Here is a 13916-nt window from a genome sequence, read left to right on the forward strand (position 1 = left end):
AGGATGGCCCGCTCGGGAGACGGCCCGCACGCACTTGACGCTCACCGCGCCGGGCCTATAGCATGCGGCATCCTTCCACCCGAGGAATGCCCATGCCCATCCTGATCGCCGGCCCGAGCCGGGTCGAAGCCGCTGGGACGAAGCCGAAGCTGATCGACGAGTACGTCGGTCGCGTCAACACCGGCGAGGCCGGCGTGAGCGTCGCGCACATGCGGAGCCCCGGCGGCTGGGTCGAGCCCGGCCAGACGCCGACGTTCGACGAATACACCGTCGTCCTGCGGGGCCTGCTCCGGGTCGAGCATCGCGACGGCGTGCTCGACGTCCGCGCCGGCCAGGCGGTCAAGGTCGCGGCCGGCGAGTGGGTCCGCTACGGCACTCCCGAGGAGGACGGGGCCGAGTACATCGCCATCTGCCTCCCCGCCTTCACGCTCGACGCCGCCCGGCGCGACACGGAGTAAGCCGCCGTCATGAGCGAGCCATCCAGCGTCACGCCCACCATGGACGGGAAATTCGTCCTCATCACCGGGGCGACGGCCGGCATCGGCTTCATCGCGGCTCGGGAACTGGCCCGCGCCGGGGCGCGCGTGCTGCTCGCGGGACGGTCGACGACGACGGCGGGCGAGGCGGCCGACCGGATCCGGCGCGAGGTCCCCGGCGCCGACGTCGAACCCCTCGCGGCGGACCTCGCCTCCCAGGCCGAGGCGCGGCGGCTTGCCGATGATGTCGCGGCCAGGACCGATCGCCTCGACGTCCTGATCAATAACGCCGGGGTGATTTGCCTCGACAAGACCGAGACGGTCGACGGGATCGAGACGACGTTCGCGGTCAACCACCTGGCCCCGTACCTGCTGACGAACCTGCTACTGCCGCTGTTGCGCGCGGCCCCCTCGGCGCGGGTCGTCACCGTGGCGTCCGGGGCGCATCGCGGCGTGACCATGAACTTCGACGACCTGGAAGGTCGCCGCCGTTATAGCGGCTGGCGCGCCTACCAGCGGTCGAAGCTCGCGAACATCCTGTTCACCCGCGAACTGGCCGCCCGGCTCCAGGGCGAGCCGATCACCGCCGCCTGCCTGCACCCGGGCTACGTCAACACCCGGATCTTTCGCGACGCCACCTGGAAGGGGGCCGTCATGAGGGCGTTCGCGAGGGCGTTCGCGATCGCGCCGGAGCAAGGGGCCGCCACCACCGTCTACCTGGCGACCTCGCCCGAGGTCGAAGGGGTCTCCGGCGGCTACTTCGTGAAGTCTCGCCCCGCGGTCGCCTCGCGGGCCGCCCGGGACGACGCGGCGGCGCGTCGGCTCTGGGAAGCGAGCGCGGCGATGACCGGGATCGACGCCGGCGGTTGACCCCCCCGGCCGTTCCCCTCTATCATTCCTGGGTTGGACCTTAAGCCGGCGGCGAGGCGCGCCCCGGCCTTGCCCGAGGGATGAAAGCGAGCCGGCGTGTCGCGATACGAGATCGAGTTCGGGTCGGAACGGGTGGCGATCGAGCTGGGCGACGAGTCGGAGGTCGAGTCGTCCTCGCCCCCCGCGGCGTTGTCGGCCCGCGAAGCCGAGGCGGCGCTGCGCGAGGCGCTCGAAACGCCGAGGGGCTTTCCGCCGCTGCGACAGAACGTCGTCCCCGGCGACCGGGTGGCGATCGCGCTAGATCCGCTGCTGCGACACCCGAGGCCCATCCTGGACGTGGTGACCGACGTGCTGGAGACGGCCGGCGTGGCGGCCGACGACATCACGATCGTCGAGGCCGCTCGTCACGACTGGCCGCTCGTCTCGGGCGAGCGTGGCGAGGTGGCCGAGATTCACGACCCGAACGACCGCGATCGCCTGGCGTATCTCGCCACGACCGCGAAGGGGAGCCGCGTCTACCTCAATCGGACCCTCATCGACGCCGACGTCGTGGTCCCCGTGGGGCTCCTGAGGCGCGATCCCGTCACCGGCCCGCACGGGCCCTGGAACGTCCTGTTCCCCGGCCTGAGCGACGCGGAGACCCGCGAGGCGCGCAGGTTCTCCGGCGAGGCGGATTCGGTCGTCGACGACGAGGCGTTCGAGGTCGGCGCCCTGCTCGGCTCGTGGTTCCAGGTGGGGGTCGTGCTGGGCTCGGGGGGGCCGGCGGCGTTCGTCGCGGGGCTGGCCGAGGACGTGCGCGACGCGGGGCTCGCGGCCGTCGATCGCGCCTGGTCGTTCCGGCCCCGGGCGCGCGCCGAGACCGTCGTCGTCGGAGTGGGCGACGCCGACGCCCCGGGCGACCTCCACGACCTGATCGCGGCGCTGCTGGTCGCGACGAAGCTGGTCCGTCGCGGGGGCCGGATCGTGGCCCTGTCGCGCGTCGAGGGGGCGTTCGGGCCTTCGCTCTCCCGGCTCGCCGCGGTCGACGACGAGCGACGGTCGCGGCGGCTCCTCCGCGGGCACGAGGCCGACCGAGACCACCCGCTGGCCGTCGGCCTGCTGGACGCCCTCGATTGGGCCGACGTCTACCTCCTGAGCCGGCTCGACCCCGATGTCGTGGAGAACCTCGGCCTCATCCCCCTGGAACGCCCGGAGGAGGGGGCCCGCCTCGCCTCCCGGTCGCGCTCCTGCCTGCTCGTGAGCCGGGCCGAGCGGGTCCACGGCGAGGTCGACGACCCCGACGCCGCCTGAACCGACCACGACGCCCCGGAGGAAATAGGGTATAATCCAGCATCGGGCCGGATCCGAACGTTCAGGCCCATGCCCCAGCCCACGGGATCGATGACGACGACCCCCGAACAGTACCGAGCGGCCCGCGAATCGGCGGCGTGGATCGACCACGCCGGCCGCTCTCGCATGCGCGTGGGCGGCCCGGATCGGGCGAAATTCCTGCACAACCTCACGACCAACGACATCAAGCGGCTGGCCGTCGGCCGCGGCTGCGAGACGTTCGTCACCAGCCCGCAGGGGAAGACGCTGGCCTTCCTGGTCGTCCACGCGCTCCCCGACGCCATCCTCCTCCGCTCCGACCCCGGCGGGATGGATCTGGCCCTGCCGCATTTGCGGAAGTACGGCATCTTCGACGACGTTGCGATCGAGGACTCATCCGCCGAGACCTCCGAGTTCCACGTGATGGGCCCCGGGGCGGCGGCCTGGCTGGAGGGCGTCGGCGCGACGCTCCCCGACGAGGCCGACCTGTCCTCGACCACGACGACCGTCGCGGGGGTCGATGTCCTGCTCGTCCGCGAGTCCCCCGCCGGCATCCCCGGCTTCACCCTGATCGCCGACGCGGAAGCCGGCGCCAGGCTCGCCGAGGCGCTCCGGGGCTCGGGCCTCCCGGCGTTGGACGCGGAGGTTTACGACGCCCTGCGCATCGAGGCCGGGACGCCCGCCTTCGGCCGCGACGTGAACGACAGGAACCTACCGCAGGAACTCGACCGCGACCCCCGAGCGATCTCGTTCGTCAAGGGTTGCTACCTCGGGCAGGAGACCGTCGCCCGGCTCGACGCGCTGGGGCACGTCAACAAGATCCTCCGCCGCCTCGTCTCCCGCCCCGGCGAGCCGGTCCCCCCGGAGGGGGTGGCGCTGGAGGCCGGCGGGAAGGCCGTCGGGACGATCACGTCATCGGCGACCTCCCCCGGGCGAGGCGCGGGCGTGGCGCTCGGCGTGGTCCGGGTCTCCCACGCGTCGCCCGGTTCGACCATGACCTGGACGCGGCCGGGGGACGCCGAGGCGTTCGTCGTGACCGTGGACGACCCTCCCTTGCTTCGCACCCCCGCCTGAGCGCGCGGTCGCCCGTTCTCCCCGACGGGCCGGCGCGATGAAAGAAACGCCCCGACCTGGGCCCCCTCGTCGACGCGCGGCCGCGCGTCCGCATTGGAGACCATGGAATAATGCCCAATCATCCCCGCTATATCTGTATCCACGGCCACTTCTATCAGCCCCCTCGCGAGAATCCGTGGCTCGGGACCGTCGAGATCCAGGACTCCGCCGCCCCTTTCCACGACTGGAACGCGCGCATCACCCACGAGAGTTACGCCCCCAACGCGCGGGCGCGGATCCTGGACGAGCGTGCCCGCATCGTCAATATTTCGAATAACTACGCCTGGATGAGCTTCAATTTCGGCCCGACGCTTCTCCACTGGATGGCCGGGGCGAGGCCCGAGGTGCTGGGCAGGATCGTCGAGGCCGACCGCCTGAGCCGCGAGCGCCGCGGCGGCCACGGCAACGCGCTGGCCCAGGCCTACAACCACATGATCATGCCGCTGGCCACCGAGCGCGACCGTAGGACGCAGGCCCTCTGGGGCGTGGAGGACTTCCGCCGCAGGTTCGGCCGCGATCCCGAGGGGATGTGGGTCGCGGAGACGGCCGTCGACGTTCCCACCCTGGAGGCGCTCGCGGAGGCCGGGATCAAGTTCACCGTCCTGGCGCCCAGCCAGGCCCGGCGATGGCGACGGGTCGGCGACAAGGCGTGGACGGAGGAGGGGGGGGTCGACCCGTCCCGAGCGTACGTCCAGAGGCTCCCCTCCGGCCGGTCGATCGCCCTGTTCTTCTACGACGGCATCGTCTCGCAGCAGGTGGCGTTCGAACGCCTGCTGGACGACGGCGAGAAGTTCCTCGCCCGCCTGCACGGCGGCTTCGACGGCGGCCGTCGCCACGCCCAGCTCATGCACATCGCCACCGACGGCGAGTCCTACGGGCACCACCACCCCCACGGCGACATGGCCCTGGCCTACGTCCTGGACAGGCTGGCCAACGACCCGGACGTCCGCCTCACGAACTACGGCGAGTTCCTGGAGCTGCACCCCCCCGAGTGGGAGGTGGAGATCCACGAGAACTCCTCCTGGAGCTGCGCCCACGGCGTCGAGCGCTGGCGGTCCGACTGCGGCTGCAAGACCCGCGGCGACTGGCACCAGCGCTGGCGAGGCCCGCTCCGCGAGGCGCTCGACCGCCTGAAGGAGCAGCTGGACCACCTGTTCGGCACCCGAGGCCGCGTCTGCTTCCCCGACCCCTGGTCCGCCCGCGACGCCTACATCCGCGTGCTCCTCGACGGCTACGCCCAGGAGACGACCCGCGCGTTCCTGGACGAGTACGCCCACCCCGACCTCGACCCCCAGCAGACGACCGACGCGCTTCGGCTGCTGGAGATCCAGCTCGATTCGATGTTGATGTACACGTCTTGCGGCTGGTTCTTCGACGAGATCAGCGGGTTGGAGACGACTCAATGTCTCCAGTACGCCGCGCGGGCGATCGCCACGGCGCGCCACTTCAACCGGGAGCTGGAGGCGGAATTCACCGCCGCGCTCGCCCGCGCACCGAGCAACCTGCCTCGGTACGGCGACGGCAGGGGCGTGTGGGAGCAGTGCGTCAAGCCTGCGGTCGTCGACCTGGACCGCGTGCTGGCCCACCACGCCATCAGCCTGCTGTATCAGAACGGCGATCACGGCCTGGACGAGGCCCAGGCCTACGAGGTGGAGGCGTCCGACGTCGCCATCAGGTCTCGCGGCGCGGGGCACCTGGCGGTCGGGCGGCTCGCCGGGCGGTCCCGCCGGACGTGGCACCGGACCGAAAGTTATTTCGCCGTCGTCCACTTCGGCGGGCTCGACTTCCACGCGGTCCTCTGCCGCGACCTCGACCCGGCGCGGTTCCAGGCCTTCAGCTCCGAGCTGCTGGCGACCTATCGGGCCGGCTCGATGGCCGCCGTGATGACCCTGCTGGCCCGCGAGTTCCCGGGCGTCGCTCACCGGCTGGACGACCTGTTCCGCGACGAGCAGCGGCGGATCATCCGCATCGTCCTGGATGATCGCTTCGAGGACTACAATCGCGCCTTCACGAGGTTCGCCAACCAGGACGAGGAGGTCCTCAACCGGTTGGGGAAGCTGAACTATCCCATCCCCGGCCCCTTCCGCGCCGCGGCCACGACCTTCCTGGACGTAAACCTCGAGGAACAGGTGGGCGCGCTCGTCGGCGGCGATGAGACTCGCCTGGCCGAGATCGAGCACCTGTGCGACCGGGGCCGGGCGTGGGGCTACAAGCCCCAGGGGAAGGCCCTGACGAAGCTCCTCTCCGAAGGACTCCGCACGACGATCAAGGGGCTCCGCCGGGGCGACCTGGCGACCTCGGCGAGCCTCGCGGGGCGGCTGCTCGACGCGGCGGCCGTGCTGGGGCTGCGGCCCGACCTCTGGGAGGCGCAGAACGAGTTCCTCGACGCCTTCGCCGAACTGGCCGACGCCGGCGAGGCCGACGAGGCGTTGCTCGGGGTGTTCCAGGGGCTGGCCGCCCGGTTCGGCGTCTCCCCGAGCATGCTCGGCTGGCGACCGTGACAGCGATCGTGGCGCGGGCCCGATTAGGCGTGGCGGTTCCTTCGTCACGCCTCGGCGGTTACAATCGGACCTCCCCGCGCGCCCGGCGCCCATGCTCCGGGCCTGGCGGGCTCGCCATCGCCCGGATCGCCGCCCTCGGATCGGATCAATGAAGCCATCGAAGTCGCCTGTCGGCCGTCGTTCGTTCCTGACGCTCGCCCTGGCCTGCTGCGCCGGCCTGGTCGGCCCGCCGACCGAGGCCGTCGGCGCGGAAGACGTGCCGGAGGTCGTTCGGGTGCTGACCTTCAACCTGTGGCAGGGGGGCGACGCGGGCAAGCAGCCGCTCGACCGCACGATCGAGGTCATCGAGCGGTCGGGGGCCGACATCGTCGGCCTCCAGGAGACGGGAGGGATCGCCCCCGAGGGCCAGCCTCGCCCCGATCGCGCCGCCGAGATCGCCGAGCGCCTCGGGTGGCACTACCTCGACCAGGGCTCGGGGAGGGGGGTCGTCAGCCGGTTCGAGATCATCGGTTCGACGCCCAGGAAATGGGGAGTGAAGCTCAGGTTGCCCTCGGGCCGGCCGATGTATGCCTTCAACATCCATTTCGCCGCCGCCCCTTATCAGCCCTACCAGATCCTGCGGATCCCCTACGGCGACGGCGACGTGCCCTTCATCGACACCGAGGAAGAGGCCATCCGGGGCGCCGAGGGCGCTCGCGGCAAGCAGGTCGCGAGCCTCATCCCCGAGCTGAAGGTGGCGCTCGCCGAGGGCGTCCCGGTCGTGCTCACGGGCGACTTCAACGAGCCTTCCCGCCTGGACTGGACCCAGGCCGCGGTGGAGGCGAAGGCCTGCCCCATGAAGGTGGACTGGCCAGCCACCCGCGCCGTCGAGGAGGCCGGGCTCGTCGACGCCTATCGGGCCGTCCATCCCGACCCGGTGAAGTCGCCCGGCATCACCTGGACCCCGATCACCAGCCCCGATGACCCGAAGGATCGGCACGACCGCATCGACCTCGTTTTCGTCGGGGGCGTCGAGAGCCCGGCCGGCGCGGTGAAGGCCGCCCAGGTGCTCGGCGAGGCACCCGAGACGGCCGACGTCGTGGTGAATCCGTATCCGTCGGATCACCGGGCCGTCGTGGCGGAGCTGGAACTTTGAGACGCCGGCCCGTGGCGCGCGAAGATCCCCGGGCACCATCCCGCGTGGTCCGGCGGGGCGATGAATGGTTGCGAGGGCGGGTCGGCTCCCCTAGCATGGGTCGGGCCGGCATCTCCTCGCCGCCGGGCGGGGCCGTCCTCCGGGACGATCCCCGGCGTCGCGTGACCGAGTCTCGGGGCCGAGCATTGCGGAAGGACGCCGCGCCGTGAACATCGTCTTCGTCGCCTCGGAGGCCGTGCCGTTCGCCAAGACCGGGGGCCTCGCCGACGTCGCGGGAGCCCTGCCGCGGGCCGTCGCCGAGCTCGGCCACGAGGCCGCGCTCTTCATCCCGTGCTATCGCAAGGTCTGGGACCACGCGCACGAGCTGATCGGCACCGGCCTGTCGATCCAGGTCCCGGTCGGCGCCGCCACGGTCCGCGGCCACGTCTTCGAAAGCCGAATCCCCAACTCCGACGTCCCCGTCTACCTCATCGACCAGCCCCGCTACTTCGACCGCGAGGGCTTCTACGGGCACCTCGGGCACGACTTCGACGACAACTGCGAGCGCTTCGTCTTCTTCCAGCGCGCCATGCTGGAAGCCTGCTCCGCGCTCGGTCTGCGGCCCGACGTCTTCCACTGCAACGATTGGCAGACCGGCCTCATCCCGATCTATCTGAAGACGCTCTACGCGGACGTGCCCGGCCTGTCGGGCGCGGGGACGCTCTTCACGATCCACAACCTCGCGTACCAGGGGCTGTTCTGGCACTGGGACGTCCCGCTGACGGGGCTCCCCTGGGACCTGTTCACCCAGCAGGGGGTGGAGTTCCACGGCAAGCTCAGCTTCCTGAAGGCGGGGCTCGTGTACGCCGACGTGCTCAGCACGGTGAGCCCGACCTATGCCCGCGAGATCCAGACCCAGCGCCAGGGGGCCGGTCTGGACGGCCTGCTGCGCGAGCGCCGGGCCGACCTGCGGGGGATCGTCAACGGCATCGACGTCGACTCGTGGAGCCCCTCGCGCGAGACGATGCTAGCCGAGCGCTACGACCTCGACACCGTGGAGACCGGCAAGGCGGCCTGCAAGGCGTGGCTCCAGGGGCACGCCGGCCTCCCCGTCCGGCCGGAGGTCCCGCTATTCGCCCAGATCGGCCGCCTCGACCCCCAGAAGGGCTGGGACCTGCTCGCCGAAGTCGCCGACCGCCTGCTCCAGGAGGACGTCCAGCTCATCGTGCTGGGGACGGGCCACCCCAAGTACCACGACCTGCTCCAGAGCCTGGCGGCCCGATACCCCGACAAGGTGTGGGCGTACCTCGGGTTCTCCGACGAGCTGGCCCATCAGATCGAGGCCGGCGCCGACGTCTTCCTGATGCCGAGCCTGTTTGAGCCCTGCGGCCTGAACCAGCTCTACAGCCTGGCCCACGGCACCGTCCCGGTCGTCCACGCGACGGGCGGCCTCGTCGACACGGTGGTCGACCTGACCCCCGCGACGCTCGCCGACGGCACCGCCACCGGCTTCGTCTTCGGCGAGCCCAGCTCCTCGTCCCTGTGGGGGGCGCTCGCCCGCGTCCTCGACGCCTGGCGCGATCGCGAAACCTGGGCGAAGCTGGTTCGCGCCGGCATGTCGGCCGACTGGTCCTGGGACAGCTCGGCCCGGAAGTACGTCGAGATCTACCGCGAAATCGCCCGGCGCAAGCGACCCGAACCGGCGACGCGGGACCAGGAGCCATCCCGCCTCCGGTGAGCGCGGACGTGATCGCCGGAACATCTATCCCGGGCGGCCGTCGGACGGCGCGGAAGACGAGTCATCGCGCATTGATGCGCTCCGCCGGAAGAATTCCACGCCCTGCGAGTGTCGAGATCGGGAGAGAGGCGAAGAAGAATACCGGGCGGCGTGAGGGTTCGACCTCCGTCCCACGCAGGATAAGTCCGCCGCTCTCGCTCGACCGGCTATCTGCCGAAGATCTCGGAATGCGTCCCTGTGCGATGGAACGTCGCTTTCCCGCCGTCGACCTCGTAGATCAGCACCCAATCGCCCTCGACGTGGCAGTCGTGGCATCCCTTCCACTCGCCACGCAAGGGATGGTTTCGGCGGGCGGCGTCCAGGGGCTCCCTGTCGACGATCGCCGCCATGATCGCCGTGAGCTTGGACATGTCCCGGCCGGAACGCCTCGCCTTCTCGACGTCCCGCTTGAACCGGCCGGTCAGGACGGCCGTCAGCGGCACGCGGGGGCCCGGCGGCGTCGGCTTCTTCCTGCCCACGACTCAGATCCCTAGGTCCGCTAGCGCGTCCGCCAGGCTGGCGTATTCCGTCACGTCCTTCCCGGCTCTCGCGTCCCGGATGGCCCGCCTGGTTGCCGCGTTGGGGACATGCTCCACCCCGCAGACGCGATCGACCGCCAGGGCCTGCGCCAGCTCGACGACTTGGCCCTCGAACGTCTCTCGTTCGGCTTCGTCGAGAGGGGGCATCCCCGCTATCGACTTCACCGCGTCGGGAGGGAGCCGGTCTAGGATGGATCCCAGTAGGTTCTCCAGCGTGGGGATCCCCGCGCCCGGCTGCGGGAGCGACGCGACTTTCTTGGCCTTGGACTTCGTGGTCATGGCCCGGCCCCTTCCTTGCCGACGACGCGATCGTCGAGGGTCACGGACACCGGGCGACGCGCCCGAGGTCCTCGGCGTGACAACCTAGGTCGTTCGACCGATCCGGATCTCGAACCGGCTTAACGTACGGCGCTTGCCCTAATCCTGAAAGGGCCGGTCACGCGCCCTTTCAGGCGTTGTTTTCGCGGGAAGGACCCGATCGACCTTGATCGGCCCGAAAGGGGGTCGCTTGGCGACGGCCATGGACCGATCGGCGACGTGCATCAGTGGTGATCGCGGACCGCCAAGAGGATAGAAGATACCGGGGTGGGGACTCGAACCCCAGACCTGCGGATTATGAGACCGCCGCTCTGACCAACTGAGCTACCCCGGCGAGGGTGGACGCGGGGGTCGTCTTGCCCCTTCGCGTCGCCTGAAGGATAATAATCTATCAGGCCGTCGGGGCCGGTTCAAGGGGCGAGCGTCTGGCTCGGGACCTGGAATCGTCCGGCGGCCCTTACCATCCGTAAAGTCGTCGGGAACGCTCGCACATGCCGCCGCAGTACATCTTCCAGATCGAAAAACTGTCCAAAGCTCACGGCAAGAAAGAAGTCCTCAAGAACATCTGGCTGTCGTTCTATCCTGGGGCGAAGATCGGCGTCATCGGCGGGAACGGGTCGGGCAAGAGCACCTTGCTGCGCATCATGGCCGGGATCGACAAGGATTTCGTGGGCACCGCGCGGCCCGCGTCGGGGATCTCCATCGGCTATCTGCCGCAGGAGCCGACGCTCGACCCCGCCCACGACGTCCGCGGCAACGTCGAGCTGGCGGTGAAGCCGGTGCGCGACATGCTGAATCGGTTCGACGCCATCAACGCCCGGCTCGCCGAGGGGCCCGACGCCGACGAGATGGACGCGCTGCTCGCGGAGATGGAGAAGGTCCAGGACGGCATCGAGGCGGCCAACGGCTGGGATCTCGACCGTCAGCTCGAGATCGCCATGGACGCCATGCGCCTGCCCCCCGGCGACGCCGACGTCTCCACCCTCTCCGGCGGCGAGCGCCGTCGCGTGGCGCTCTGCAAGATCCTGCTGGAACGCCACGACATCCTGCTGCTGGACGAGCCCACCAACCACCTGGACGCCGAGAGCGTCGCCTGGCTCGAACGGCACCTCTCCGAGCACCCGGGGACGGTCATCCTCGTCACCCACGATCGCTACTTCCTCGACAACGTCGTGAAGTGGATCCTGGAGCTCGACCGGGGCCAGGGCATCCCCTGGGAGGGGAATTACTCCTCCTGGCTGGAGCAGAAGCAGCAGCGGCTCGCCCTCGAGGAGAAGCAGGAGAGCACGCGTCGCAAGCAGCTCGCCCGCGAGCTGGAGTGGGTGCGGATGTCGCCACGGGCGCGCGTCGCGAAGAACCGCGCGCGGTTGCAGCGGTACGAGCAGCTCGCCGCGCAGGACTACGAGAAGCGCGACGAGGCCGTCATCCTCCAGATCCCGGCGGGGCCGCACCTGGGGTCGCTCGTCGTGGAGGCGGAGGGGGTCGCGAAGGGCTTCGGCGACCGCCTGCTCTTCGAGGACATGACGTTCCGCCTCCCGCCCGGCGGCATCGTCGGCGTGATCGGGCCGAACGGGGCGGGGAAGACGACCCTGTTCCGCATGATCGTGGGGCAGGAGAAGGCCGACGCCGGGGAGCTGCGCGTGGGCGAGTCGGTCGTGCCATCCTACGTCGACCAGAACCGCGACTCGCTCAACCCCGAGAACACGATCTTCCAGGAGATCACCGGCGGGCTCGACCAGGTGACGCTCGGCCGCCGCAAGATGCCGGCGCGGGCGTACGTCGCGGCGTTCAACTTCAAGGGGCCGGACCAGGAGAAGCTGGTCGGCAAGCTCTCCGGCGGCGAGCGCAACCGCGTCCACCTCGCCAAGCTGCTCAAGAGCGGCGGCAACCTCCTGCTGCTCGACGAGCCGACCAACGACCTCGACGTCGAGATGCTGCGCGCGCTCGAGGAGGCGCTTCTGGACTTCGGCGGCTGCGCCGTGGTCATCAGCCACGATCGCTGGTTCCTCGACCGCGTCGCCACCCACATCCTCGCGTTCGAAGGCGATAGCAAGGTCGTCTGGTGCGACGGCAACTTCGAGACCTACGAATCCCAGCGCCGCGAGCGCCTCGGGGTCGAGGCCGACCAGCCCCACCGCATCAAGTACAAGTCGCTGACCCGCTGACGCGCCCACTTCCGGGCCGCCGAACGACCGACACCGGGGCCGCGCGTCCTCGCGACGCGCGGCCCTTTTCGCGCGGCTCAGCGCGGGGCGCGGCCAACGGGCTGGATGTAGCCCAACTCCATCAGCTTGGCGACGACGGCGTCGACGCAATCGGCGACGCCCAGCCTTGAGGTATCGAGCGTGACCTCGGCGGCCTCGGGCGCCTCGTAGGGGTCGTCGACGCCGGTGAAGCCCAGGGGCTTGCCGGCCTCCATCGCGGCGCGGGCCTTGGCGTAGAAGCCCTTCACGTCGCGCGACTCGCAGACCTCGACGGGGGTGGAGCAATACACCTCCACGAAGTTCCCGCCCGACGCCGCGCGGGCCTCGTCGCGGACGGCCTTGTACGGGCTGATGACCGAGCAGATCGTCACGCCCCCATGCCGGGCGACCAGGCCGGCGACGTAGCCGACGCGCCGGATGTTGACGTCCCGATCCTCCTTGCTGAATCCCAGCCCCTTCGACAGGTGCGTCCGGATCTCGTCGCCGTCGAGGAACGAGGCCGCGCGGCCGTGTTCGGCCATGCGCTCCAGGAGAGCCTGCGCGACGGTGCTCTTTCCCGAGCCCGACAGCCCGGTGAACCAGATCGTCAGGCCCTGGCGATGCCGCGGGGGGTGGGTCTCGCCGAGGATCGTCGCGACTTCCGGCCGGGTGAACCAGTCCGGGAGCGGGATCCCCTTCGCGAGATAGTCGTCGCGGACCTGGGCGTCGGAGAGCGTGGCCGTCCTCGCGCCGGCGGGGATCTCCTCGACGGCCTCGTGGCGTGCTTTGTCGGGGAGGTATATCATCCGAGGGGCGGCCACCAACCCCACGCCGATCTCCTCCGCGTGGGGTGACAGGTATTCGAGATCCTGGTCGACGATCAGGTCGGTGCACCCGTAATTGCGCGCGACGAGGGCGCGGAGCAGGGTGCCGCGGGCATCGGCCGGGGGCGTCGCGAGGGGCAGCAGGGCAAGGAGGGCGGCGGCCGGGTCGAAGTAGCCGTCGACGAGCGCCCGGTGGCAGCGGACGCGGGCGTAGCGGTCGACATCCCCCGGTCGGCCGGCGCCGACGGCCGCGTGGATGAGGAGCCCGGCGCCGAGCCATTCGGCGGCGCGGCGGATCGCTTCCTCCTCGGCGCGGTGGATCGGCGCGTCGGCGTGAAACGCGAGGACGCGCGACCACCCGAGTTCGCGGAAGCGAGCCCGCAGTTCCGCCGGGGTCCGGCGGAGGTCGACGAAATCGTAATGCGGAGGCGTTCGGACGACTTCCAGCCGACCGGCGGCGTAATGGCCGGCGACCCCCTCCGGCTGAAAGAGTTCCGCGACGTGGAGGAAGGCCAGGAGGTTGCCATAGACGTCCCGGAGGGCCAGGGGTTTCCCCTCGGCCACCCCCTCGCCAGGCTCGACCGGGCGGACGATCGGCAGGGGCCAGGGGGTGCCGTTAGCCAGCCGCATTTCGGCGATAACTCGGTCGTGGTCGGCCTTCCCCATGAAGCTCGTGAGCGGCGAGTAGCCGCCGACGCTCAGCAACTCCAGGTCGGCCACGCCCCGGCCGTCGAGCGTGACGCTGGCGAGGCCCGGGGATTCCGCCTTCATCGCGGCGGCGCGAGGGGCGTCGACGATCAGGTCGACGAGATGGCCGCCATGGGGGGGGATGGGCGCGCCGGCCCCCGGATCGCGGGCGCTCATGGCTCGACTCCTTCGAGACGGGACGCGGC

Annotated in this window: 11 protein-coding genes and 1 tRNA gene; 8 read left to right on the forward strand and 4 right to left on the reverse strand. The window is 70.6% G+C overall.

The window, feature by feature from the left end; all coding sequences use genetic code 11:
- Positions 1-92: 92 nt before the first annotated feature.
- From WG209_RS20740 to glgA, 7 genes are all read left to right on the forward strand, one after another.
- Positions 93-458 (forward strand): cupin, encoded by a 366-nt coding sequence (locus WG209_RS20740; protein ID WP_337177002.1) that lies wholly within the window; start codon positions 93-95, stop codon positions 456-458.
- A 9-nt stretch (positions 459-467) separates the two neighbouring features.
- Positions 468-1346: an SDR family oxidoreductase gene (locus tag WG209_RS20745; RefSeq protein ID WP_337177003.1), complete on the forward strand. Its 879-nt coding sequence runs from the start codon at positions 468-470 to the stop codon at positions 1344-1346.
- A gap of 96 nt (positions 1347-1442) precedes the next feature.
- The gene (locus WG209_RS20750) at positions 1443-2636 is read left to right on the forward strand and encodes a lactate racemase domain-containing protein (protein WP_337177004.1); all 1194 of its coding nucleotides are present in this window, start codon (positions 1443-1445) and stop codon (positions 2634-2636) included.
- 69 nt (positions 2637-2705) lie between these two features.
- Positions 2706-3728, forward strand: a complete 1023-nt coding sequence (locus WG209_RS20755) for a glycine cleavage T C-terminal barrel domain-containing protein (RefSeq protein WP_337177005.1) — start codon at positions 2706-2708, stop codon at positions 3726-3728.
- 110 nt (positions 3729-3838) lie between these two features.
- Positions 3839-6268 carry a DUF3536 domain-containing protein gene (locus WG209_RS20760; protein ID WP_337177006.1) on the forward strand — a complete coding sequence of 810 codons (2430 nt, stop codon included), beginning with the start codon at positions 3839-3841 and terminating at the stop codon, positions 6266-6268.
- A gap of 148 nt (positions 6269-6416) precedes the next feature.
- Entirely contained in the window at positions 6417-7403 is a 987-nt protein-coding gene (locus tag WG209_RS20765) for an endonuclease/exonuclease/phosphatase family protein (protein ID WP_337177007.1), read from the forward strand.
- Between the two features lie 205 nt (positions 7404-7608).
- Positions 7609-9120 carry a glycogen synthase GlgA gene (gene glgA / locus WG209_RS20770; protein WP_337177008.1) on the forward strand — a complete coding sequence of 504 codons (1512 nt, stop codon included), beginning with the start codon at positions 7609-7611 and terminating at the stop codon, positions 9118-9120.
- 206 nt (positions 9121-9326) lie between these two features.
- Here the strand turns inward: glgA and WG209_RS20775 are convergent, their stop codons facing one another.
- From WG209_RS20775 to WG209_RS20785, 3 genes are all read right to left on the reverse strand, one after another.
- Complete coding sequence (locus WG209_RS20775; protein ID WP_337177009.1) at positions 9327-9638, reverse strand: type II toxin-antitoxin system YafQ family toxin; 312 nt, start codon at positions 9636-9638, stop codon at positions 9327-9329.
- 3 nt (positions 9639-9641) lie between these two features.
- Positions 9642-9977: a hypothetical protein gene (locus WG209_RS20780; protein WP_337177010.1), complete on the reverse strand. Its 336-nt coding sequence runs from the start codon at positions 9975-9977 to the stop codon at positions 9642-9644.
- A gap of 299 nt (positions 9978-10276) precedes the next feature.
- A tRNA-Met gene (locus WG209_RS20785) sits at positions 10277-10350 on the reverse strand.
- 157 nt (positions 10351-10507) lie between these two features.
- Here WG209_RS20785 and ettA point away from each other — a divergent pair.
- Positions 10508-12181, forward strand: a complete 1674-nt coding sequence (gene ettA / locus WG209_RS20790) for an energy-dependent translational throttle protein EttA (RefSeq protein WP_337177011.1) — start codon at positions 10508-10510, stop codon at positions 12179-12181.
- 77 nt (positions 12182-12258) lie between these two features.
- Here ettA and cysC read toward each other — a convergent pair whose 3' ends face one another.
- Complete coding sequence (cysC, locus tag WG209_RS20795; RefSeq protein WP_337177012.1) at positions 12259-13887, reverse strand: adenylyl-sulfate kinase; 1629 nt, start codon at positions 13885-13887, stop codon at positions 12259-12261.
- Positions 13888-13916: the final 29 nt, after the last annotated feature.

The organism is Paludisphaera sp. (genome assembly GCF_037189885.1).
Classification (GTDB): Bacteria; Planctomycetota; Planctomycetia; order Isosphaerales; family Isosphaeraceae; genus Paludisphaera.